The sequence below is a fragment of the Parafilimonas terrae genome (assembly GCF_900115755.1).
Taxonomy (GTDB): Bacteria; Bacteroidota; Bacteroidia; order Chitinophagales; family Chitinophagaceae; genus Parafilimonas; species Parafilimonas terrae.
Genome location: NZ_FOXQ01000001.1, coordinates 361,361 through 387,625, shown reverse-complemented (window position 1 = coordinate 387,625; position 26,265 = coordinate 361,361). Strand labels below are relative to the sequence as shown.

At 43.0% G+C, this 26,265-nt stretch carries 15 protein-coding genes; 14 read left to right on the top strand and 1 reads right to left on the bottom strand.

Features of this window, described 5'->3' with window-relative positions; translation table 11 throughout:
* Window positions 1-5: 5 nt before the first annotated feature.
* The 9 genes from glpK (at window position 6) to BM015_RS01590 (ending at window position 16,940) form a co-directional block, all read left to right on the top strand.
* Entirely contained in the window at window positions 6-1,499 is a 1,494-nt protein-coding gene (gene glpK, locus BM015_RS01630; RefSeq protein WP_090653842.1) for a glycerol kinase GlpK, read from the top strand.
* Between the two features lie 53 nt (window positions 1,500-1,552).
* A complete protein-coding gene (locus BM015_RS01625) occupies window positions 1,553-2,293 on the top strand; it encodes an MIP/aquaporin family protein (RefSeq protein ID WP_090653840.1) in 741 nt (246 codons plus the stop codon).
* A 210-nt stretch (window positions 2,294-2,503) separates the two neighbouring features.
* On the top strand, window positions 2,504-5,659 hold the full coding sequence (locus BM015_RS01620) for a SusC/RagA family TonB-linked outer membrane protein (RefSeq protein ID WP_090653838.1): 3,156 nt from the start codon (window positions 2,504-2,506) through the stop codon (window positions 5,657-5,659).
* An 11-nt stretch (window positions 5,660-5,670) separates the two neighbouring features.
* Window positions 5,671-7,437: a RagB/SusD family nutrient uptake outer membrane protein gene (locus BM015_RS01615; RefSeq protein WP_090653836.1), complete on the top strand. Its 1,767-nt coding sequence runs from the start codon at window positions 5,671-5,673 to the stop codon at window positions 7,435-7,437.
* A gap of 35 nt (window positions 7,438-7,472) precedes the next feature.
* Window positions 7,473-8,696: a purple acid phosphatase family protein gene (locus BM015_RS01610; protein ID WP_090653834.1), complete on the top strand. Its 1,224-nt coding sequence runs from the start codon at window positions 7,473-7,475 to the stop codon at window positions 8,694-8,696.
* Between the two features lie 127 nt (window positions 8,697-8,823).
* Entirely contained in the window at window positions 8,824-11,895 is a 3,072-nt protein-coding gene (locus BM015_RS01605; protein ID WP_090653832.1) for a SusC/RagA family TonB-linked outer membrane protein, read from the top strand.
* A 20-nt stretch (window positions 11,896-11,915) separates the two neighbouring features.
* A complete protein-coding gene (locus BM015_RS01600; RefSeq protein WP_090653830.1) occupies window positions 11,916-13,484 on the top strand; it encodes a RagB/SusD family nutrient uptake outer membrane protein in 1,569 nt (522 codons plus the stop codon).
* A 184-nt stretch (window positions 13,485-13,668) separates the two neighbouring features.
* On the top strand, window positions 13,669-16,245 hold the full coding sequence (locus BM015_RS01595; RefSeq protein ID WP_090653828.1) for a phosphocholine-specific phospholipase C: 2,577 nt from the start codon (window positions 13,669-13,671) through the stop codon (window positions 16,243-16,245).
* Window positions 16,246-16,268: 23 nt separating this feature from the next.
* The gene (locus tag BM015_RS01590) at window positions 16,269-16,940 is read left to right on the top strand and encodes a GDSL-type esterase/lipase family protein (RefSeq protein ID WP_090653825.1); all 672 of its coding nucleotides are present in this window, start codon (window positions 16,269-16,271) and stop codon (window positions 16,938-16,940) included.
* A gap of 218 nt (window positions 16,941-17,158) precedes the next feature.
* Here BM015_RS01590 and BM015_RS01585 read toward each other — a convergent pair whose 3' ends face one another.
* Window positions 17,159-18,319, bottom strand: a complete 1,161-nt coding sequence (locus tag BM015_RS01585) for a Gfo/Idh/MocA family protein (RefSeq protein ID WP_090653823.1) — start codon at window positions 18,317-18,319, stop codon at window positions 17,159-17,161.
* 210 nt (window positions 18,320-18,529) lie between these two features.
* Here BM015_RS01585 and BM015_RS01580 point away from each other — a divergent pair, with 210 nt between their 5' ends.
* From BM015_RS01580 to BM015_RS01560, 5 genes are all read left to right on the top strand, one after another.
* A complete protein-coding gene (locus tag BM015_RS01580) occupies window positions 18,530-19,852 on the top strand; it encodes an MFS transporter (protein ID WP_090653821.1) in 1,323 nt (440 codons plus the stop codon).
* The gene (locus tag BM015_RS01575; RefSeq protein ID WP_090653819.1) at window positions 19,852-20,733 is read left to right on the top strand and encodes a hydroxypyruvate isomerase family protein; all 882 of its coding nucleotides are present in this window, start codon (window positions 19,852-19,854) and stop codon (window positions 20,731-20,733) included. Before BM015_RS01580 ends, BM015_RS01575 begins: the two co-directional genes overlap by 1 nt.
* Window positions 20,734-20,878: 145 nt before the next feature.
* Window positions 20,879-22,558: a GMC family oxidoreductase N-terminal domain-containing protein gene (locus tag BM015_RS01570; RefSeq protein ID WP_090653817.1), complete on the top strand. Its 1,680-nt coding sequence runs from the start codon at window positions 20,879-20,881 to the stop codon at window positions 22,556-22,558.
* A 101-nt stretch (window positions 22,559-22,659) separates the two neighbouring features.
* The gene (locus BM015_RS01565) at window positions 22,660-24,393 is read left to right on the top strand and encodes a GMC oxidoreductase (protein WP_090655140.1); all 1,734 of its coding nucleotides are present in this window, start codon (window positions 22,660-22,662) and stop codon (window positions 24,391-24,393) included.
* Between the two features lie 68 nt (window positions 24,394-24,461).
* Complete coding sequence (locus BM015_RS01560) at window positions 24,462-26,213, top strand: GMC oxidoreductase (RefSeq protein WP_090653815.1); 1,752 nt, start codon at window positions 24,462-24,464, stop codon at window positions 26,211-26,213.
* The last annotated feature ends 52 nt before the right edge of the window (window positions 26,214-26,265 follow it).

Sequence of the window (26,265 nt, the reverse complement as noted above, 5' to 3'; positions counted from 1 at the left end):
TTGCTATGGAAAAATATATTCTTGCACTTGACCAGGGCACTACCAGTTCCCGTGCAATAGTTTTTAATAAGACAGGAAATATTGTTGCGCTTGCACAAAAAGAGTTTACACAATATTACCCGCAGCCCGGCTGGGTAGAGCACAATGCGAAGGAAATATGGTCTTCGCAGGCTACGGTTTTGGGGGAAGCCGTTTTAAAAGCCGGGATTAATGCTACTGATATTGCCGCCATCGGCATCACAAACCAGAGAGAAACCACAATTATCTGGGACAGGGAAACCGGCGTGCCGGTTTATAATGCAATTGTTTGGCAGGACAGGCGCACCGCTGGTATCTGCGATGAATTAAAAAATAGCGGTAAAGAAAAACTTATACAGGAAAAGACGGGCCTTTTAATTGACGCCTATTTTTCTGCCACAAAAATCAAATGGATATTAGATAATGTGGAAGGCGCCCGTGAAAAAGCCGAAAAAGGCTTGCTTGCATTCGGCACTGTTGATGCCTGGCTGTTATGGAATTTTACAGCAGGTAAGGTGCATGTTACAGATATTACAAACGCTTCCCGCACCATGCTTTTTAATATTCATACCCGGCAATGGGATGATGAATTATTAACGCTGCTGGATATTCCCGCATCAATATTACCACAGGTAAAATCTTCCAGTGAAGTGTACGGAGAAACTTCCGGCCAGTTGCTGGCTGCTAAAATTCCAATTGCCGGAATAGCCGGAGATCAGCAGGCCGCCCTTTTCGGACAAATGTGTACGCAAAAAGGTATGGTAAAAAATACTTATGGCACCGGCTGTTTTATGCTGATGAATATTGGCGATAAGCCCATCATTTCCGGCAACAAATTATTAACCACCATTGCCTGGCAAATTGGTGATACCATTCAATACGCATTGGAAGGCAGCATTTTTATTGGTGGCGCTGTGGTGCAATGGCTGCGCGACGGGCTTGGTATTATTTCTTCTTCTTCGGCAATAGAAGAAAAAGCCTCAAAAGTTACAGATAATGGCGGCGTTTATATGGTTCCTGCTTTTGCCGGGTTAGGCGCACCGCACTGGAACCAGCATGCAAGGGGCATGATCGTTGGGTTAACCCGCGGCACTACAGATGAACATATTGCCAGGGCGGCATTGGAAAGCATTGCCCTGCAAACCATGGAAGTACTAAAAGCAATGGAAGCCGATGCCGGAGCAACAATTAAACAATTGCGTGTTGACGGCGGCGCTACCGCAAATAACCTGTTGCTGCAAATACAGGCCGATGTTTTAAACACAGAAGTAATAAGGCCAAAAATTACGGAAACCACGGCTATCGGCGCAGCTTACCTGGCCGGCCTGGCCATCGGCTTCTGGAAAAATATAGATGAGATACAGGCGCAGTGGGCTGCAGACCGCATATTCCAGCCATCGGAAAATAATAATTCAGCCACACTGATAGCGGGATGGCAGAGAGCTGTAAACGCTTGTAAATCATGGGCTGCGGATGTGTAAGTAATCTTTTCATAATATAAGCATAACGATTTGTTTACCATAAAAAAAATCTCATGTCTCAATTTGCCGCCGAATTAATCGGTACAATGATCTTGATTTTATTGGGCAATGGCGTAGTAGCTAATGTGGTTCTTAAAGGCACAAAGGGGAATAACGGCGGATGGATCGTGATTACTGCCGGCTGGGCTTTTGCGGTGTTTGCCGGTGTGGTAATTGCAACGCCTTTCAGCGGCGCGCATTTAAATCCTGCTGTAACCATAGGGTTGGCGCTGGCTGGTAAATTTGCCTGGTCGAAAGTGCTGTCTTTTATTGCCGCCCAGGTTATCGGCGCCATGATTGGCTCTTTTTTAGTGTGGGTTATTTACAAAAATCATTTTGATGAAACGCCGGATGCAGAAACTCAGCTGGCTGCTTTCAGCACGTCTCCTGCCATTAAAAATTTATCCTTCAATTTCATGAGCGAAGTGGCAGGCACTTTTGTGCTGGTGTTCGTGGTATTTTATTTTACCAATGCAGAAATCACTGATTCAAAAACGCCAATCGGCCTGGGTTCGCTGGGCGCACTGCCGGTGGCATTATTGGTATGGTCAATCGGCCTTTCACTGGGCGGTACCACAGGGTATGCTATTAATCCTGCAAGGGATTTTGGCCCGCGCATTGTTCACGCATTTTTACCGTTAAAACATAAAGGAAGCAGCCACTGGAAATACGCATGGGTGCCTGTTCTCGGGCCTTTTGCGGGCGCAGCTATTGCGGCAGCGCTTTATTTATTCTTACAACATTCACCAAAATAAAAGCTATGTACTCTACATTTTACATTCATTTTACAGCCAAGCTCGTCTGCAGGCAAGCAACGAGCATTCAAAGCAATTCGCCGGGGGTAAAAGTGCCGTCCGCAAGCAGTATCATTACCGGGGTTTTCCAACCCGTTCTGCCACTACCAAATAAGGGCTTAACTATTTCTCTTCTATAACTGTTTATTAAAAAAATCTACAATTACAATTATGAATTCCAAAATCAAACTTTTGGTAATGAAAGGGAAAGTGCTGAGGCTACTTGCTGCATTTATTATGCTGGCTATGGCACAGTCTCCACTTTATGCACAACAGCAAAACATTACCGGAAAAATTATTTCAGCTGCTGATCAGTCACCACTGCAAGGGGTTACTGTTACTGTTGACAATTCTAATAATGGTACGGTTTCCGGCGTGGACGGAGCTTTTACCATAAACGCCGGCATGGGCAGTACGCTCAATTTCTCTATTGCCGGCTTTGTATCAAAATCAATCAAGATTTCAGGCGCCGATTTGGGTGTAATAAGTATGGAAACTGATCTTGTTTCGCTTGATTCAGTTGTGGTTATAGGATATGGAACACAAAAGAAAGTAAACTTAACCGGTGCGGTTTCTACTGTTCCTGTGAGAACACTGCAGGAAGCGCCGGTAACAAATTTTTCCAATACACTTGCCGGCAGGTTGCCTGGCGTAATAGCCATAAATGGAAGCGGCGAGCCGGGCGAGGACGGAAGCTCTATACTGATAAGAGGCAACCACAGCCTTAACAATAATGCACCGCTTGTGGTGGTAGATGGCGTACCCACGCCCAGTGAAATACTGGAAAGGATAAATCCTAACGATATAGAAAATATCAGTGTACTTAAAGACGCCACTGCTTCCATATATGGTTCGGAATCGGCTAATGGCGTTATTTTAATTACAACCAGGCAAGGCCGCAAAAATCAACCTGCACAGGTTACGATTAATTTTAACCAGGGATATAACCAGCCTTCACGCATTCCCAAAATGGCCGGGGCTGTTGATTACATGGAAATGCTTAATGAAGCGGCTATTTATCATGGCACCACTGCCCAGTTTTCAAAAGAAACAATTGAAGCTTATAAAGATCCCAACAGAGATCCCTGGCTGTACCCAAGCACTGACTGGTTTAAAGAAGGCCTGAAAACTTTATCACCTCAAACCAATGGCAACCTCTCCGTGCAGGGTGGAACTGCTGCGCTCACTTATTTTCTTTCATTGGGGGCTCTTACCCAGGATGGGTATTACAAACAAAGCGCTACCCGCTATAACCAGTTTAATATTAGAAGTAATATTTCCAGCCAGGTTACTAAAAATATTAAAATAGGGTTGAATTTAAGTGGAAGAAAAGAAGACAGGAACTTCCCAACTGTATCCGCAGGCCAGATATTTCGTATGCTTATTAGAGGGCGCCCTACAGACCCGGCCTTTTTTCCAAATGGGCTTCCGGGGCCAGACCAGGAAGGTGGCAACCAGCCGGTTGTAACCGGAACACCCGCCACCGGCTACGATCATAATCAGCGATATTATATGACCGGGAATCTTTCGGTGGATATAACTATACCCGGTGTAGAAGGTTTGAGTATAAGGGGATTATTATCTTATAACAAACAATTCCAGGAAGTAAAAGTGTGGAATACGCCGTGGAATTTATACACTTTTGATAAGCAAGCCTATATAAACAATAATATGCAGGACCCTGAAAGTTTCCTGACCGCTTTTTCTGCAGGGCCTTCCGATCCATCTCTTTCGCAAACCTATTACCAGGAGCAAAAAATACTGGAAAACATAGTAGCTAATTACAAACGTTCCTTTGGCGATCATGATATTACCTTAATGGGCGGTGCAGAATCTCAGCGGTTTAACGATAATACTTTTAATGCGTTTCGCCGCGATTATATCTCCACCAGCATCTCCGAGTTGTTTGCAGGCAGCCAGGAAAACTGGACGAACAACGGATCCGGCGCTAAAGGTACAAGGGTAAGTTACTTTGGCAGGATTGATTATGCGTTCCGGCACAAATACCTGTTACAGGTGGTAGGCCGTTATGATGGTTCTTATCTTTTCCCCAAAGACAGCAGGTTTGGATTTTTCCCGGCCTTTTCGGGAGGATGGAGAATATCTGAAGAACCTTTCTTCAAAAACAGTATCCAGTTTGTGGACGAGTTGAAAATAAGAGCTTCATGGGGAAAAACAGGCAACGATATTACAAATCCCAACGCATTGGTGGAAGCACAGCAATACTACAGCGGCTTCCAGTTTGGTAACGGCTATGTGCTGGGCATAGACCAGATAGCGCAAAATATCGAACCCACTTATGTGGCGAATCCTTATATCACCTGGGAAAGGGCCAACCAGTTTAATGTAGGCCTCGATGGTGTGTTGCTGAAAAATAAGCTCTCCTTTACCGTGGATTACTGGAACCAGTTAAGAAGCGGCATTTTAATAGCCCGTAACGCTTCTGTACCGCAAAGTACCGGGCTTACGCTTCCAAAAGAAAACCTTGGTAAAGTAAAAAGCTGGGGATATGATGGAAATATCACCTGGAACCAAAGCGTAAACGATGACCTCTCATTCAATGTTTCGCTTAATGCAGGTTATTCCACTACCAAAATTATGTTCTGGGACGAACCGCCCGGAGCGCCGGAATACCAGGTATCTACCGGGAAAAAGATAAGCACCGGTTTATACTATAAGGCGATTGGCATTTTCCAAAATGAAAAGCAGGTGGAAGATTACCCGCACTGGAATGGCGCCAGGCCCGGCGACATAATATTTGAAGATGTGGATGGTAATGGTATTATCAATGCTGACGACAGGATCCGCGTTAATAAAAACAGCACCCCGGTATGGACAGGCGGAATAAGCCTCGGGCTGAATTGGAAACAGCTAAGCGCCCGTATTTTCTTCCAGGGTTCTGCGGGTGATGTACAATATGTATCTACAGAATCCGGCGATATAGGAAATTACCTTGCAGATTTTGCAACCCAGCGCTGGAGGCCAGACCCCGATGATCTTACAGGCATGACCGCAGCAGGCGGCGCCACTTATTCCGGCCCGAGGACATTTGACAGGGGAGATACTTACTGGACTACCAACAACAATACTTATTTCTTAAGAAGCACAAACTACATCAGGCTCAAATCTCTCGAAATAGGGTACAGCCTTCCACATTCACTATTAAAAAAATTAGGAGGATTAAACGATTTCCGCATTTATGTGAACGGGTATAACCTGCTCACCTGGGATAAGTTTAAGCTGATGGATCCTGAGGCAAGCAATGCCGCCGGTGACTATTATCCCCAGACAAGAGTGTATAACATAGGATTTAATCTAACCTTTTAAACAAACAAGTAATGAAAAAATATTTGCTTATACTTTCCGCAACCATAGCCATTAGTGTTATTGCAGGCTGTAATAAAATGTTGGATATCAAGCCATCCAATCAAATTACAAGTGCGGCCGTCTGGAGCGATGCATCGCTTATGGAAGCATACATCAATAATATCTATACTTTTCTTGGCCTGGGTGAATTTAACTCCACCAGCGGCCTGAGCTCTTTAGGCGATGAGGCTATGTGGACAAACGGCGGCGGGCCCATCGTTCAATCTACTATCACATCATCCAACCTCGATATCCTGGGCGGCTCGAGGTTCAGTTACCTGGTATGGGGAACGCTTTATTCCGGCATTCGCCAGTGTAACGATTTCCTTGCCAATGCAGTAAGTACTTCTGTAGATCAGGATAAATTGAAAAGATTAAGGGGGGAAGCTTATTTTCTAAGGGGTTATTTTTATCATAACCTCATGAAAGTTAATGGCGGCGTGCCGCTTATTACCAAGGTTTACGGATTGGAAGACAGCACCGCCATCGCCAGGAGCAGCTTTGAAGAAACCATTGATTTTATTGTAAACAATGCAGATTCTGCAGCTTTATTATTACCGGATTCTTATTCAGGTAATGATTTGGGGCGAGCCACAAAAGGTGCAGCCATGGCTTTAAAATCCCGTGTATTATTATATGCGGCCAGCGATTTGTATAACATTAATCCAAGCCACATGCCGGAAACGGGTTATACTTCGCCGGACAGGCAGGCCCATTGGACTGCTGCCCGTGATGCAGCCAAGGCCGTGATGGACCTTCATATTTACAGTCTTTACAAAGCAGACCCGGCGCCCGGCGATTCCACTGCCGAGAACTACGCCAATATTTTTCTTACAAAAACCAACGAGGAAATTATTTTCAACCGGTTTACCAGCGTTAATAATGGCGCCCCAAATGTTGGTTTATGGTTCAATCCAAATGGCTATCATGGATACGGTGAAAACTCGCCAATCCAGCAAATGGTAGATGCTTATGAAATGAAGGACGGCACAAAATTCAGCTGGAGTAATCCTGACGAAGCCGCACATCCTTACGAAAACAGGGACCCTCGTTTTTATGCCACTGTTTTTTATGATGGCACCAAATGGAAGCAACGCACTTCAGACGGGCAGGTTTATGATCCCGTGGGCGTTGTTCAGGCTTTTAAAAACCTTATACTGCCAAATGGAGATACGCTGCCTGGGATTGATACCCGTAACGGCCCCATTGAAAACTGGAACGGAAGTTATCCTAATTATTACCTGCGGAAATTTGTTGACCCCACGAATGACCACAGATCTGTTGCCCAGGAAATACCCTGGCCTTTTTTCCGCTACGCCGAAATTTTATTAAACTATGCCGAAGCCTGCATTGAACTGGGGCAGGAACAGGAAGCCAGGGATGCACTTAACCAAATAAGAAGAAGGGCGGGCATGCCTGAATTTACAGCCGCTGTTACCGGAACTGAACTAAGGGATGAATACCGCAATGAGCGCCGCATAGAACTGGCATTTGAAGAGCATCGTTTCTTCGACATCCGCCGCTGGATGATTGCCCCGCAGGTAATGAATGAAAATGCCGGTGGAATTGAAATTACAGTAAGGGGAACAGACAGGGCAGACCGCAGTACTTATTATGATTATAAATACAAAATAATCTCTGTTCAAAACAGGAAATGGGACGATAAAATGTATTTCTTACCCATCCAGTTTGAAGAAATGAAACGTAACCCGCTGTTGAAGCAAAACCCGGGTTATTAACCCCCTTTTAAATTTTTCCTTTTCAAATAATCGATATGCAAAAAAATACAACATATAATCGGAGAAATTTTATAGGAGATATTACAAAAGCAGGCCTTGTAGGCCTGCTTCCCCGGCCGGACTTTGCAGAACAAAATGATGCACCGGTTAAAAATTCGGCGGGCGCACTTTTTATTACGAAGCCTTACCTGCAAAACCTTAGCCCGACTGCCTGTACCGTTATATGGATTACCGGGAAACCCTGCAAAAGCTGGGTAGAATATGGTACGTCAGCCCCGGATAAAAAAGCTTCCCATGCAAGTATTGGCCTCATTGATGCTAATTATATTAATAAGATCACGCTCAGTAACCTGCAGCCGGGCACTAAATATTGTTACAGGATATGCTCGCATGAAATCTCGGATTTTCAACCTTATAAATTAACGTGGGGGGCCGACGAACAGAGCGAATTATATTATTTTACTACGCCGGATACACAGGAAGATAATATTTCCTGGGTGGTATTAAATGATATACACGACCGTCCTGCTTCCTTTCCTTTACTGTTTTCCCTGGTTAAGGATTTTAAATATGATTTCGTTTTTCTGAATGGCGACATGTTTGATTATCAAACCAACCAGCAGCAAATGATCGATCATCTCTTATCGCCGCTGGGAAACATTTTCAGTACTACAACTCCGTTTATATACACAAGGGGCAATCATGAAACACGTGGTGTATTTGCCAGGAACCATTACAACTATTTTGAAAATCCTGATAATCGTTATTATTTCTCTTTTACCCGCGGGCCGGTACATTTCGTAGTGCTGGATACCGGGGAAGATAAAGAAGACGATCATGCGGAATACGGAGGTCTTGCCGCATTTGATGCTTACCGTGAAGAACAGGAGAAATGGCTGGCAAAAGAAATAGAAACGCCTGCATTTAAAAAAGCACCTTTCCGGGTGGTAATGATGCATATCCCCCCATATCAGTCCGGCGACTGGCATGGAACCATGCATTGCAGGGCGTTGTTCAATCCATTGTTTAATAAAGGAAAGATAGACCTGCTTATTTGCGGCCACACACACAGGTATGGAACTTATCTGGCTGATGATGCCACGCACCATTACCCGCTGGTTATTGGCGGCGGGCCGCTGGAATCAAAAAGAACAATAATAAAGGTAAATGCCAATAGCCGCGAATTGAAACTGGTTATGTTAAGAGATGATGGTACCGAAGTTGGAAATGTTACGGTTGAAAGCCGCAAACGGCGTTAAAAAAAAGCACCGGAAAACAAGCGGGCCTGGAAAACAAGCCGGGCCCCTTTTTACATTATTGTTCAATATTTCAAGGTAGAAATGCTGAAATAAAATTCCGATTATCCAAATAAAAAAACCGAAAATTATGTATTTAACAGCGAACCGATTGCAGGCCTTTATGCCCCTGATTGTATGCATGGCCTTCTTCACGTTGCTGCAAATTCCCCTCAATGCGCAGCAACAAAACATTACCGGAAAAATTATTTCCGCCGAAAACCAGTCTCCTCTGCCGGGAGTAACTGTAACTGTTATTAATTCTTCTTCAGGCACAGTTACCAAAGATGATGGAACTTTTACTGTAAGTGCTGAAATAGGCAGTGAACTTAGTTTCTCCCTTACCGGGTATGTGCCGAAAACAATTAAAGTTAACGGCTCTAATCTTGGTAACATAAGCCTTGAAGGCAGCGTAAATGCGCTCGATTCTGTAGTGGTTGTGGGCTATGGCACACAGAAAAAAGTAAATTTAACCGGAGCAGTTACTACTGTTGATATGACGGATAAAGAAGGGCAGCCCATAACCAATGTGAGCAACGCCCTGCATGGCGCACCGGGGCTTTTTGTTAATCTCGGCAACAGCCAGCCTGGCGTTGACAGGGCAACGATACGTATTCGTGGAATGGGAACTTTAAATGATAATGACCCATTGGTATTGGTGGATGGAATTGAATATTCTATGGATGAATTAAACCCTGCTGATATTGCCAGCATTTCAGTTTTGAAAGATGCTTCTGCGGCTATTTATGGTTCAAGGGCTGCTAACGGCGTAATACTGGTTACTACAAAAACAGGACATGGTGCTTCCAAAGTAAATTACAGCTACTATAACGGCATTCAAAAGCCGACTACCATGCCCGATGCCATCTGGGACCCTATTGTATATATGAACCTGAAAAACCAGGCGCTTGAAAACATTGGCAAAGTGCATGATTATTCAGATGAAGATATTGCTGAATATGAGCAGGGAATGAAAACCGATCCGTTTACTTATCCTGCAAGCGACTGGTTTGACATAGCGCTTGATAACGGCGTTATTCAAAAACATGATGTGAGTGTTTCAGGCAGCAGCGATAAATATCAATACCGTGTTTCGCTGGGTTATTTAGACCGTAAGGGTATAATTATTGGGCCAAACGACCAGGAAAAGAAATATTCCCTGGGCGTTAATGCCAGCATGAAAGTGAGTAAACGGTTAAAAGTTGGCTTAACACTGGATGGTTATTACCGCCATTATAACGAACCTTATTATAACAGTTTCTGGCAATATTTAACCCGAACACTCCCGATTCTTACAGATACGCTGGCAGACGGGCGTTATGGTAATTCCTGGCTGCGCACACCGGGCAGGAATAACTGGGAAAACCCAAGGATGATTTCGGAAACCGGGTTTGCAAAAAAAGTGGTAAGCCGTTTTCTGGCAACAGTGTCTGCTGAATACCAGTTGCCTTTTGATATTACTTACCGGGCAAAACTTGGCGGGGATAAATATGATGGCCTTTTGGAAAATTTTACGCCGCTGTCGCAAACATTCAATCCTAAAACAGGGGCCGCGATCAACTGGAACAGCCCTTCCACCGCACCCCGCTCCAGGGCAATTGATTACAACGATCTAAATATTCATTTTTACAATACGTTTGACTGGGATAAAACATTTGCCGGCAGTCACAATCTTAATGCAATGATTGGAAGCAGTTATGATGATTTTGACAGCAGGTCTTTTTCCAGCGGATCGTATGGTTATCTTGATGGCACACTAACTGCTATAAGCGCTGGTTCGCTTCCTTATGAAGGTTATATCAGCGGTAATTCTACTGAAGACGTATTAACCTCTTATTTTGGCAGGCTTAATTATGATTTTGAAGGAAAATACCTGTTGGAAGCAACATTCCGTTATGATGGATCTTCCCGTTTTGCCAGTGGAAAACGCTGGGGCTTTTTTCCTGCAGTATCTGCCGGATGGCGTATTGATAAAGAATCTTTCTTTCATCTGGAAGATGTGTTTAACCTGCTAAAACTCCGGGCTTCTTATGGAGAACTGGGAAACCAGGCTGTAGCCTTGTATAGTTATCAAAACTCAATCAATCTTGGCCAGGATTATAGCTTTGGCGGGGCATTGTCTTCCGGGGCTGCTGCAACAGCTTACAGTGATCCGAATACTTCCTGGGAAACAACCACTACTTACAATGCAGGCCTGGATGCTGCCTTGCTCAATAATCGTATTAATTTCAGCATAGATGTTTATAAAAAATATACTACCGATATTCTGCGGGCAGTAAATATCCCTGACCAGATTGGTTTATCCGGGCCAAGCAAAAACGTAGGTTCTATGCGGAATACCGGTATAGAACTTACGTTGGGGTATCACAATAATATCGGAGAATTTAATTACGGTTTTAATGGTAATATTTCTTACAATAAGAATAAAGTGGTTGATTTAAAAGGTGAAATTTTATATAGTTTCAATACCAATCTTGCCACTATTACCCAGGCCGGCTATCCTGTTAACTCTTATTTCATTTATGATGCTATCGGTATTTTTCAAAGCCAGGAAGAAGTGGATAAAAGCCCTTTTCAAACGGCTACTACCACTGCCGGCGATTTAAAATACCGCGACATTAACGGTGACAATAAAATTACCAGCGATGACCGTGTGATTATATCAACCTCTACTCAAATACCCAAATACACTTTTGGTTTTGGTATTGATTTAGGGTATAAGGGATTTTCTTTAAATGCATTTTTCCAGGGCGTATCCGGTTTGAAAATTTATCCAACAGCAAACCTCGCCTTTCCGTTCAATAACGGCGCCAATGCAACCTGGGAATGGGCAACCGATTCATGGACGCCGGAACGCACAAATGCCCGCCTGCCGCAGGTTACGCCAAGTGATGTGGATGATGATAATTATGTGTCTTCTGATTTTTGGCTGCAGGATGGCTCCTATTTAAGAATGAAAAATATACAGTTGAGTTATGCGTTGCCTGCACAATGGTTAAGGGCAATAAAGATCAGCAGGGTTTCTATATATGTAAATGCAGAAAACATCCTCACTTTTTCAAAGTATAAAGGATTTGATCCTGAATCAATTCTTAATGCAAGTACCATATACCATTATCCGATGCTAAAAACGGTTAGCGGTGGTATAAACATTACATTTTAATCACACGAAAAAATATACAGATGAAGAATATAACAATTATAACCGCACTGTTTATTTTGCTTGCAGCGGGAAGCAGTTGCAAAAAAGATGTGCTGGACACGCAGCCAACAGATAAATATAACGAAGGCAATTTCTGGAATTCCGAGGCTGCTGTGAGTGCCGCATTATCTGGTTGTTATAACCCGCTTACTACTGATGGGTTGTTTGGCGGCGAAGCCACTCCTTTATGGGAAGAAACTGCAACGCCAAATGCTTATAATTATAGCAACGCAATGGGTTTTAATTTAATTGCCGAAGGCCGCCAGCAATCTAACGATGGCGGTATTATAGCCCAGCGCTGGCACGATAGCTATGTGGGCATTGGCCGCTGCAATGCTTTTTTTGCAAATGTGGACCAGGTAGAAATGAGTGCAGATACAAAAACCCGCATGAAGGGCGAAGTGCATTTTCTACGCGGTTTATATTATTTCATGCTGGAAAATTATTATGGCGATGTGCCGCTGATTTTAGAAGAACCGAATCTTGAAACGCAGGCGGATCTTCCACGCACGCCGCGGGAAGAAGTGGTGGCGCAAATCATAAAAGATTTAGATAGCGCTGCATTGGTTTTACCCGCAAAATATACGGGTGGTGATATTGGGCGGGCCACCAAAGGCGCCGCACTGGCATTAAAAGCCCGTATTTTATTGTATGAGGCAAGCCCCTTATTCAATACTTCAAACGATGCGGCAAAATGGCAAGCAGCCGCTGCTGCGGCCAAAGCCGTAATGGATTTTACAGAAGCCGGTTATGGGTTATATGATAATTACCGTGAATTATTCCTTCCGCAAAATGAGAATAATGAAGAGGTGATCTTCGACGTACAATATATTTTTCCTGGCCTTGGCACCTCTTTTGACCTGATTGGAAAACAATATAATACCAATGCACCTTTACTCGGCCTGGCTCAGGCTTACCAGATGAATAACGGCCTGCCAATTACTGATCCTGCTTCAGGTTATGATCCTGCCAAACCTTATGCTAACAGGGATGCACGCCTGTATGGTACTATCTTTTTCCCTGGCGATACATTAATGGAAGTTCCTGTTACAAATGATCGTTTTGCCGTAACCGGTTTCGGGATGAAAAAATATACTATTTATGATAAGGGCCCTGCGCCTGAAGGTCAATCGGATTTAAAATCCGGCCAGTCTGAAACAAATTTTATCATTTTGCGCTATGCTGATGTTCTGTTAATGTACGCCGAAGCCCAGAACGAAGCAACTGGCCCGGATGCATCGGTGTATGCAGCAATTAATGCCGTGAGGGAACGCGCCGGTATGCCTGGTATTGCCGAAACATACCCGCAATCGGAACTGAGAGAAATCATAAGATATGAGCGAAGGATTGAGTTAGCAGGCGAAGGGTTATATTATAACGATATACGCCGCTGGAAAACGGCGCAATCAGTTTTAAACGCTCCAATCAAAACGTATGACGGAAGCCAGATAGAAATAAGAACATTTGATGCCGCACGGGATTATTTCTGGCCTGTTCCATTAACACAAACCGATTTAAATCCTGCGCTTGAGCAAAACCCCGGTTATTAAAAATAGCAATGTCGTTGGCTTAGGTTTAGATTCTTTGAAATATTCAGTATTCATTTTGCGGGGGTACAATTGAGCATTGATTATTGTGTATTGGATATTGAGTGTTTCTTAAGCCTGCGACAATGAAAAAAAATAGTATAAATTGAGCCTCCCTGCTGCTGCTCAAAAAAAATCAATTTCTGATATGAATACAAGAAGAAACTTTATTAAAAATGCAATCATGCTGTCCAGCGCAGCAGGCCTTTCCGGTAAGCTGCATGCTTCTATTACACGTGCCGTTGCTATAGATCCGCAGCCCGGCAGCAGTTTCCTTGATGCGGAACATGTTGTAATACTAATGCAGGAAAACCGTTCTTTCGATCATTGCTTTGGTATGCTGCGGGGCGTTCGCGGGTTTAATGATCCGAGAGCTATAACATTGCCCGATAAAAACCTGGTGTGGCTGCAATCCAATAAAGCAGGCGAAACTTATTCGCCATTCCGTTTTGATATTCGCGATACAAAAATAACCTGGATGGGCTCTGTGCCGCATTCGCGTTCCAGCCAGGTAGATGCCGATAACCGGGGAAAGTATGACAAGTGGCTGGATGCAAAAAGATCAGGCAATCAAAAATATGCGGATATGCCACTTACACTGGGGCATTACACCCGTGAAGACCTTCCTTTCAATTATGCAATGGCTGATGCTTTCACAGTTTGCGACCAGCATTTTGCATCGGCCATGACAAGCACCTGGCCCAACCGCCTGTTTCTTTGGGGAGGCACCATACGCGAAGAAAAAAACGATACTTCAAAGGCTTACATAAGAAATGAAATACCTTATGGTGAAGCACGCTGGAAAACTTTTCCTGAAAGGCTGGAAGAAAATGGAATAGACTGGAAAGTATATCAGAATGATATTACGGCCGGCGGCGGTTTTACCGGCGATGAACGGGCATGGCTGTCTAATTTCGGTTGTAACCCGCTGGAGTTTTTAGCACAATATAATGTGCGCTTTTATCCCCGGTATGTGCAAAGCCTGCAAAAGCAGCTTGAAACACTTCCAAAGGAAATAACGGAGCTGGAAAGCAAGCTTTCGGCTACATCTTCAACTGATAAAAATTACGATAAGCTGCAAAAGGATATTGCAAAAAAGAAGGAAGTATTAGGCAGCGCAAAAGAACAGTTGCAAAAATGGAGCGCTGAAAATTTTGAAAAGTTATCTTCTTATCAAAAAAATATTTATAACAAGGCATTTAGCACGAACGCCGCCGATCCGGAATATCATGAGCTAACCACATTAAAATATGATGATAATGGGGTGGATCGTGAGTTGCCCGTTCCCAAAGGCGATGTGCTTTACCAGTTCAGGCAGGATGTTGATACCGGTAAATTGCCCACGGTTTCATGGCTGGTGCCGTCGCAGAATATTTCCGATCATCCGAGCGCACCCTGGTACGGCGCCTGGCTGGTTTCAGAGGTGTTGGATATACTTACCAAAAATCCTGATGTATGGAAGAAAACTATTTTCATTCTCACTTATGATGAAAACGATGGTTATTTTGATCATGTTCCGCCTTTTATTGCACCTGATCATAAAGAACCTTTAACCGGCAAATGCTCGCCGGGCATTAATAACACAGGTGAGGAGCATATACGGCTTGAAAATGAACTTCGTGATGGCATATCTAAAAAAGAAGCTCGTGGCGGCCCTGTTGGCCTGGGTTTCAGGGTGCCGATGATTATTGCTTCGCCGTGGAGCCGCGGCGGAAAAGTTTGCTCGCAGGTATTTGATCACACTTCTTCCCTGCAATTCCTCGAAGAATTTTTAAATAAGAAATTTAAGAAGAATATAAAGGAAACCAATATCAGTGAATGGCGCCGTGCCGTTTGCGGAAATCTTACTTCGGCGTTTACTGTTTTTGATGAAAAAGAACAGGAACGGTTGCCTTTTTTGAAAAGAGACCCATTTGTTGAAACGATTTATAACGCAAAATTTAAAGAAGAGCCATCGAACTTTAAAAAATTAACCGGTACAGAAATACAGCAAATTAATCATGATCCGTCATCTTCATCCTTGATGTCGCAGCAGGAGCCCGGGACTAAACCAGCAAACCCGCTGCCTTACCAGTTGTATGCAAGTGGCATTTTAAGTAAGGATAAAAAAAGTTTTGAAATAAAGATGGAGACGAGGAAAGATGTGTTTGGTGAAAAAACTGCAGGCTCTCCGTTCAATGTGTATGCACCCGGAGAATATATTCCGCTTGAAGCAGAGAAAAATAACCAGCGGGTTTTTGAGCCGGTGCGTGCATGGCATTTTGCAGTAAGCGCAGGCGAATCGATTTCGGAAAAATGGCCGCTGAATAATTTTAAAGACAATGAATATCATCTTCGTTTATATGGGCCAAACGGTTTCTTCCGTGAATTTACGGGCAATGCGCAAGACCCGGATATTCATGTGGATTGTGCATACGAAACTAATCCATCCAATAAAAGCAAGCTCACCGGCAATGTGGTTGTGAGTATTGTTAATCTCAGCAAAATAAATGCTTACGATATTGAGATTAAAGACAACGCTTATAAAGCAGCGGCTATTTCCAAAAAGATCGGTCCGTCTAAAACAGAAGTAGTGGTATTGGATTTATCGAAGAGTTTTAGCTGGTATGATTTTTCTGTAACTGTATCAAATAAGCAAGATTTTGTAAAGCGTTTTGCGGGCCGGGTGGAAACCGGTAAAGAAACTTCTTCTGATCCTTTCATGGGAAGAGAAGTGAAAGCCTGATTAACCAGTAAAATAATGATGTTATGAACAAAACTCTTGTTTGTATTTTTCTTTTTTGCTGCTTCAGCAGTCATGTTTTTTCGCAGCAAAAACAATGGGACAGCACATACAGGCCTGGCAATTATACTTTGATGGAAGGTTTGTTCAGGAGCTATCCCAATTCAGAAAAAGATATTATTTTTCTCGGCAACAGCATTACAGATCATGTGGATTGGGAAGAATTGCTGGGCATGCCCAATGCCCGTAACAGGGGTATTTCAGGCGATATAACTTTTGGCATATTGGAAAGATTGGATGAAGTGATCGAAGGCCACCCCGCAAAAGTGTTTGTACTAATCGGCATTAATGATATTTCCCGCAATATTCCGGATAGCGTGATATTAAATAATGACAGGAAAATTATACAGCGCATTAAAGCCGGGTCGCCGTCAACAAAAATTTATTTTCAAACATTAATGCCGGTAAACAACACATTCACACAGTTTAAAAATCATTACAACAAAGATGAACATATACAAGCCGTGAATGAAGGGTTGAAAAAAATTGCTGCCGGAGAAAACATTACATTAATTGACCTGCATCCGCATTTTTTAGATAGTGAAGGAAGGCTTGATAAAGCTTACACCACCGATGGCCTGCACCCGAATGCTAAAGGCTACGAAGTTTGGAAAAAGATATTATTGCCTTACCTGTAACAGCGGTTTGAGTTAATAAAAATAACGCCATTAAGTACCCGGTCTGATATTTTAAGTTGTAAAAATGGATTAAGCAGTTCTGAAGAGTGGTTTTTATTAAGCAATCTTAATCATGTATAGCATATAAATTCCTATCGCAAAACCATATCAGTTGTTTAATAAAAATGCCATTGTTATTAAAAGCAATGGCATTTTAATGGAATTATTTCAAGAAAAACCTACACCACAAAATCTGTCCACTTTTTATCGCTTTGCGATGAAGCCACAACCGTATCAATAAATGCCATGCCCCTTACGCCTTCTTCCACTCTCGGATAATCAAGCATGGCGCTGGTGGGTTCTTCACCATTTATTTTTGCCATTAAACTTAAAGCAAAATTGCGGTAAATGTTGCCAAACGCTTCAAGGTAACCTTCCGGATGGCCGCCCGGTGTGCGTGTATTGTGCTTGGCAATATCTGTAAGATAACCTTGTCCTGCACGGTATATTTCACTGGGTTTGTCCAGCCATTTTACGAGCAGTGTATTCGGCTCCATCTGCGCCCATTCAATGCCGCCTTCTTCACCATAAATACGAATCTTTAATGCATTCTCTTCGCCGGCTGCAATTTGGCTTGCCACCAAACAACCTGCGGCGCCGTTATCAAATTTTAATAACACATTGCCATCGTCATCAAGCGCCCTGCCTTCTACCATAATATTTAAATCGGCGCAAACTTTTGTAATTTTTAAGCCTGAAATATATTCAGCCAAATGTGCCGCATGTGTGCCTATATCGCCCATAGCACCTGCTTTACCACTACGTTTTGGATCAGTTCTCCATGCTGCCTGTGCATTACCTTCGCGTTCGCTTAATTTGCTCAGCCAGCCCTGCGGATATTCAACCATAATCTTCCTTACTTTTCCAAACATGCCTTTTTTAAACATTTCCTTCGCCTGCTTTACCATGGGATAACCGGAATAAGTATGCGTTAAACAAAGCGATAAACCTGTTTCCTCCACTTTCTTTTGCAATTGTTTTGCTTCATCCAACGTAAACGTCATAGGTTTTTCAACCACTACATTAAAACCATGTTCCAATGCTTTGACAGCAGGATCAAAATGTAAAAAGTTTGGTGTAACGATCGATACAAAATCAATACGTTTATCTTCCGGCAACTGGCTTTCTTTTTCAAACAATTCATCGTAGCTCTTATATATTCTGTCTTCCGGCAGAAACAGCATTTCGCCTGACTCCTTCGCTACTTTTGCATCGTGGCTTAAAGCGCCGCAGCTAAGTTCAATCAAACCATCCATATTTAAAGCAATGCGGTGTATGGCGCCAATAAAAGCGTCTTTGCCGCCGCCAATCATTCCCATTCTTATTTTACGATGTGCCATTACAATAAAAATTTTTAGGTAAAAAAATAAATATATGTTTTACAAGTTGAATGCAAGCCATGCAAAATAACAGGTTGTGAAAATATTTACAGAATTCGACAAAAAAAATTTCGTTTTTTATTTTGAAAAGTAATTATTCCTACATTTAGCGCGCCGATTGTTTTTCATCAGAATAGAAAATTCAACTACTTAAAAATCATCTAACGAATCATGTCAACAATTAAGCGTAATCAATTGTTTGTTGCAAGTTGCCTTGCTTTATTAGTTACTTCACTTTCGTTTGGTATTCGCGCCGGGCTTTTAAATACCTGGGCGCATGAGTTTGGTTTAACACAGGAAGAAATTGGAATTATAACCAGTACCGCATTTTGGGGCTTTCCGCTTGCCATTTTTATAGGCGGTGTGTTAGTAGATGTAATTGGTATGAAGAAATTGCTGGTTGCGGCTTTTATATTTCACGCTGCAGGTATTTTTTTAACTATTGTTGCTTCCGGGTTCTGGCCTTTGTTTATTTCCACATTATTAATTGGTATGGGCAACGGAACAGTAGAAGCTGCCTGTAACCCGCTGGTAGCAAGTTTATATCCCAACAATAAAACAACAAGGCTTAATTATTTTCATCTGTGGTTTCCCGGCGGTATTGTGATTGGTACACTGATCGTAAGCTTCTTTGGTCAATATGTTGCTGATTCAATTTATTTATCAAACTGGAGAACGCTGGTTGGCATTATGTTTTTGCCAACCCTGTTATATGGTGTAATGTTTTTTAAGTTGACCTTTCCTGTTACAGAACGTGTGGCAAGTGGTATAAGCACTTCTAAAATGTATAAGTCGCTATTCAAACCATTATTTATTGTAATGCTGATACTTATGTTAGGTACTGCCATTACAGAATTATTTACCGGGCAATGGATAGATGTGTTGCTGAAAAACGTAACCGATAATGCTATCTTGCTGCTTACGCTTGAAACCGGGGTGATGGTTTTAGGGCGGGGTTTGGCAGAGCCCGTTGTGCATAAATTATCTCCGCAGGGTGTTTTATTAATGTCGTCCATTCTCGCAGCAATAGGTTTGTATTTATTAGGCCATTCAACAGGCAATATGCTTTTTGTGGGGGCTATTGTTTTTGGAATGGGTGTTTGTTATTTCTGGCCAACCATGCTGGGTTTTGTAAGTGAAAATTTACCGGAAACAGGCGCCGTTGGTATGAATATTATTGGTGGTGCAGGCATGTTTGCGGTTTCTGTATATATGATATTTATGGGGGGGTATTATGATAAACTGGTGGCACAAAAATTGCCATCGGGGGCAGACCTTGCAGCATACAATACAGCGCCCGCAGGCTCTGATATGGCAAATGCTTTAAACAATGCTAAGTCGCTGGCCGGGCCTCAAATTATTAATGCCACTTCCATCATTCCCATAATATTAATCGTAGCATTTGCAATTCTTTTTGTGTACATGCGTTCAAGAAATACAAAACCTTTACCGGTTGCTAATGCTGCTATTGCAAATCCATACGAAGATCAATAATGACAAACAGAAGAACAGTTTTGAAAACCCTGGCTGCGGGTTCCGTTGCAATACCCGCATCAAAAATTTTTGCAGGTGAAATGAGTGAATCAACTATCAATAAGCCATTAAAGTTAAAAGGCAATATCAATCATTCCGTATGTCAATGGACGTATAATTTTCTTTCTGTTGAAGAATTATGCAAGCTTGTAAAGAGCATTGGGTTTAATGCCATTGACCTGATCTCACCAAAAGATTTCCCCACCTTGCAGAAGTATGGCATTTACAGTTCAATGTGTTATACAAACGGCGATATCAGTTTAACGAAAGGATGGAACCATACGGAAAACCATGCTTTGCTAACACAGCAGTTCACAGAAGCTATTCCCCTCATTAAACAAAACGGATATACTGATATAATTTGCTTTAGCGGCAGCCGCGATGGGATGGACGATGAAACAGGGTTAAAAAACTGCGTTACCGGTTTAAAGCCTATGGTTGAATTAGCCGAGAAACATGGCGTTACCATGCAGATGGAATTATTAAACAGCAAGGTGGACCACCATGATTATATGTGCGATAATCATAAATGGGGCGTTGAACTGTGCAAGCGTATAGGCTCTGATCATTTTAAATTATTGTACGATATCTACCACATGCAGATTGATGAAGGCGATGTTATAAGAACCATCCGCGACAACCACCAATATTTTGGTCATTACCACACAGGCGGTGTGCCGGGCAGGCATGAAATAGATGAATCGCAGGAACTGTATTATCCTGCCATTATGAAGGCGATAGTGGAAACAGGATTTAAAGGTTATGTAGCCCAGGAATTTATCCCTGCTGCAAAGGATAAAGCGGCTTCACTGAAGAAGGCGATTGAAATATGCGATGTGTAATTTAATGTTTTAAAGTTTGCAAGTTTAGGATTGTTTACAGGCTTTATAACCCGTAAACTCGTAAACCCGCGAACATTGAAACCAATAATAAGCTTGCGAACCTATGAACATTGAACGAATTTCTTAAAATTATAAAACAACGAGAATGGCTGACAATGTTTATGACGCAATTGTAATCGGCTCCGGCATCAGCGGTGGCTGGGCTGCCAAAGAACTTTCTGAAAAAGGTTTAAAAGTCATCATGCTGGAACGTGGCATGGATATTAAACACGTTACTGATTACAAAAGCACAAACAAAGACCCCTGGGAGTTTCCCCATCGCGGCGGCAGAACGCAACAGATGATAAAAGATTATCCTGTTTTGCGCAGAGATTACCCTCTTAATGAAATGAACCTTGACTGGTGGGCAAGTGATATCGACAGCCCTTATACAGAAGTCAAACGCTTCGACTGGTTCCGCGGTTATCATGTGGGTGGCCGCTCATTGATGTGGGGCCGGCAGAGTTATCGCTGGAGCGACTGGGATTTTGAAGCAAATGCCAAAGAAGGCATTGCCATCGACTGGCCCGTTCGTTATAAAGAAATAGCGCCCTGGTATGATTATGTAGAACAGTTTGCCGGTATTAGCGGCAACGCCGATGGCTTGCCTCAATTGCCCGATGGAAAGTTTATGCCGCCCATGGATATGACCTGCGTTGAAAAAGATGTGGCAGCGCGTATTAAAGATCATTACAAGGGCACAAGGGCCATGATAATGGGCCGCACCGCCAATATCACAAAGCCCATACAGGAAAGAACCAATTGTCAGTACAGGAATAAATGCTGGCTCGGCTGCCCGTTTGGCGGCTACTTCAGCACACAATCTTCTACATTGCCAGCTGCCATGAAGACCAACAACCTCACGGTTCGGCCATGGGCCATTGTTACAAAAATTTTATACGATAAAGATACAAAGCGTGCTACCGGCGTTGAGATATTGGATGCCCAGGATAATAAAACGTATGAGTATAAAGCGAAGATCGTTTTTCTTAATGCATCTGCTTTAAACAGTGCATGGATATTGATGAATTCTGCCACTGATATCTGGCCTGATGGCCTTGGCAGCAGCAGCGGCGAATTAGGCCACAATGTAATGGACCATCATCTTGGCGTTGGTGCTTCCGGGTTGGTGGAAGGCTATGAAGATAAATACTATTTTGGCCGCAGGCCGAATGGTGTTTACATTCCGCGTTACAGGAATTATTTTGGTGATAAACGCGATTACCTGCGTGGCTTTGGTTACCAGGGTGGTGGCAGCCGACAGGGCTGGAGCCGTGAGATAGCTGAACTGAATATCGGGGCCGCTTATAAAGATGCCCTGACTGAACCGGGTAACTGGACAATGGGTATTGGCGGCTTTGGTGAGATGCTGCCTGACCACAGTAACAAGATCACGCTCGATAAAAATAAAAAAGATAAATGGGGGCTGAATGTTTTATCATTTGATGTGGAACTGAAAGATAACGAACTGAAAATGCGTAAAGACATGAAGGATGATGCCATAGAAATGCTCACCGTTGCCGGCGTTAAAAATGTTTCCGGATGGGATGGCGATGGCACACCGGGCCGCGGTATTCACGAAATGGGCACGGCACGCATGGGCGCCGATCCTAAAACTTCAGTACTTAATAAATGGAACCAGGTTTGGGATGCACCTAATGTATTTGTTACCGATGGCGCTTTTATGGTAAGCTCAAACTGTTGCAATCCATCACTTACTTATATGGCATTTACAGCCCGCGCAGCCGATCATGCTGTTAGCGAATTGAAGAAACAAAATCTCTGATTCAATTTGAAAATTTGAAGATGCGCTGATTTGCAAATGCGTTCTCCGCATATCACAATTGTTCATTTTCAAATTTTCAATTGTTCAATTTTCAGATTGAAATGCCACAAGACAGCAATAAAGTAAATATTAATTCCGGAGGTGTTCAGCAAAACACATACGATGCCATTGTTATCGGCAGTGGTATTAGTGGAGGCTGGGCTGCAAAAGAATTATGTGAACAAGGATTAAAAACGCTGGTGCTGGAACGCGGCCGCGATGTAAAGCATGTAAAAGATTATCCAACAGCTAATCTTGCACCCTGGGAATTGAAGCACCGTGGTTCAATTACAAGGGAAACACAATTGCGGAACCCATTAATATCAAGGGCTGCAGGTTATGGTGAAGATGATCAGCATTTTTTTGTGAACGATGATGATCATCCTTACATACAGGAAAAGCCTTTCGACTGGATTCGCGGTTACCAGGTTGGCGGGAAAAGCTTAACCTGGGGCAGATGTACCCAGCGCTGGAGTGATTTTGAATTTACCGGCCCGCAACGTTTTGGCTATGGTTGGGATTGGCCCATTCGCTATGCAGACGTTGCTCCCTGGTATTCACACGTTGAAAAATTTATTGGTGTTTGCGGCAGTAAAGACGGCCTGGAGGCCATGCCCGATGGCGAATTCCTCCCGCCATTTGAATTGAATTGTGTAGAGAAACATTTAAAAGAAAGCATCTTAAAAAACTATGGCAACCGCCACCTCGTACATGCACGATGGGCGCATTTAACGCATCCAAACCAGGTGCATATTGACCAGGGGCGCGGCAAATGCCAGGCAAGAAATTTATGCATGCGCGGATGCCCGTTTGGCGGCTATTTCAGTTCTAATTCATCCACTTTACCCTGGGCTGAAAAAACGGGTAATTTAACCGTAAGGCCATTTTCTGTGGTTCATTCAATTATTTATGATGAACAAAAACAAAGGGCCAGCGGCGTAAGGATCATCGATACCAATACAAAACAAGCCACCGAATATTTTGCCAGGATAATTTTTGTGAACGGCTCAGCTTTAAACAGCAATCTTATCCTGCTTAATTCAACATCTGACCGTTTTCCAAATGGTTTGGGTAATGATAGCGGGTTGCTGGGAAAATATATCTGCCATCATAATTATCGCGGCTGGATGAATGGAGAAATTGATGGGTTTACAGACACCTATTATTACGGCCGTAATCCAACAGATGCAATTATTGCCAACTATCGTAACCTGCATACAATAGATACAGATTTTTTGGGTGGCTATACAACGTATTGTGGTGCTCACCGCGACAGAAATAATGGTGAAAATTGCCCGCAACAGATTGGCGCTGAATATAAAGAAAGTATGACGGAGCCGGGCGGATGGACGGTGTATGCTTACCTGCAGGGTGAAACTATTCCCAAAGAAAAAAATCATGTGCGTTTAAGTGCCGATAAAAAAGATCAATGGGGTATTCCGTTATTGATTACTTCTGTTGACTATGATGATAATGATGAAAAATTATTGAATGATTTCTTTGTTCAAACCGAAGAAATGTTTTCAAAAGCCGGTGTGAAAAACATAGAGCATTGGGACAGTAAGCAAGCGCCGGGCCTGGATATTCATGAAATGGGTGGCTGCAGAATGGGCAGCGATCCTAAAACTTCGGTTTTAGATAAGTGGAACGCTATTCATGCGTGTAAAAATGTTTTTGTTACCGATGGCGCTTGTATGACGAGTACCGGTAATCAAAGCCCGAGCATTTTATATATGACTTTAACAGCAAGGGCAGCAAATTATGCAGTGGAAGAGTTAAAAAAGCAAAACATATAATTTGAAAATTTGAAGATGTACTAATATGAGAATGTAGCATCTAATCATTCACAAAGTTCCAAATTAAAATGCCACAAGACAGCAGTATAAATATCAATACCGGTGGTGTTCAGCAAAACACGTATGATGCAATTGTAATTGGCAGCGGCATTAGTGGTGGTTGGGCTGCAAAAGAATTATGTGATAATGGTTTAAAGACCCTGCTGCTTGAACGCGGTAAAAATGTGGTGCATAAGAAGGATTATCCAACAGCAACCTTAGCGCCGTGGGAATTTCCACACCGTGGCAAAATGCCTTTGCAGGTTATACAGGAAAACCCTGTGGTTTCCAGATGCTATGCTTTTAGCGAGGCTACGGAGCATTTTTTTGTAAAAGACAAAGAACATCCATACATACAGGAAAAGCCATTCGACTGGATTCGCGGCTACCAGGTGGGCGGCAAATCTTTGCTTTGGGCAAGGCAAACACAACGCTGGAGCAAATTTGACTTTGAAGGCCCGGCGCGTGATGGCTATGCGGTTGACTGGCCAATTCGTTACAACGATCTTGCGCCCTGGTATTCGCATGTAGAAAAGTTTGCAGGCATAAGCGGTAATTATGATGGCCTTGAAACCCTGCCGGACAGCGAGTTTCTTCCTGCATGGGAAATGAATTGCGTGGAAAAAGATATAGCGCAAAAAATAAATGCAGCTTATAAAGACAGGAATGTGGTGCAGGGCCGTTGCGCTCATCTCACCAAACCTGATCAAATTCATATTGACCAGGGCCGGACACAATGCCAGGCAAGAAGTTTATGCGAACGTGGTTGCCCGTTTGGCGGTTATTTCAGCTCCAATGCTTCCACCATTCCGTGGGCATTAAAAACAGGTAATCTTACTATTCAGCCTGAATCAACAGTGCATTCTATTATTTATGATGATAAGTTGAATAAAGCTGTTGGCGTGCGTGTTATCAATACCAATACCCCGCCTGACGGCCGGGCAGGAAAACAGGCAACTGAATATTTTGCAAAAATAATTTTTGTAAATGCGGCTTGTTTCAATACAAATCTCATCTTACTGAATTCTGTTTCCAGCCGTTTTCCAAATGGTTTTGGAAATGATAATGGCCTGCTGGGAAAATATATTGCCTTTCATAATTACCGCGGCACCGTTTCGGCGAGCTATGACGGCCCGGTGGATAAATATTATTACGGCAGAAGGCCAACACAACCCATGATGCCTAACTTCAGGAATGTGTATAAGCAGGAAACAGATTTTCTGCGTGGTTATATGTGTTTTTATGGCGCAGGCCGGGGCAGGGGTTTTGGTGATGGCCTGAACGAAGAAATTGGCGGCGCTTATAAAGACGCATTAACCGAAGCCGGCAATTGGTATGTATCGATGATGATGCAGGGCGAAACCATTCCTAAACAGACAAATGAAGTTTATTTAAGTAAAGATAAAAAAGATGAATGGGGCATTCCGCAACTGGTTTTTAATGTGGATTATGATGATAACGATGTAAAATCGATGAACGATTTTTTAACACAGGCATCTGAAATGCTGGATAAGGCGGGCTGTAAAAATATTCGGCAGCGCGACAGTAAACAGGCGCCGGGTTTGGACATTCATGAAATGGGCGGCGTGAGAATGGGTAAAGATCCAAAAACGTCTATGCTGAATGCCTATAATCAATTTCATAATTGTAAAAACGTGTTTGTAACAGATGGCGCCTGCATGACGAGCACCAGCACGCAAAACCCGTCGCTTACATTTATGGCATTAACAGCAAGGGCAGCGAATTATGCAGTGGAACAATTGAAAAAACAAAATATTTAATTTGAAAATTTGAAGATGTGCTATTGAAAATGCACATGTATAAGTAAACTTT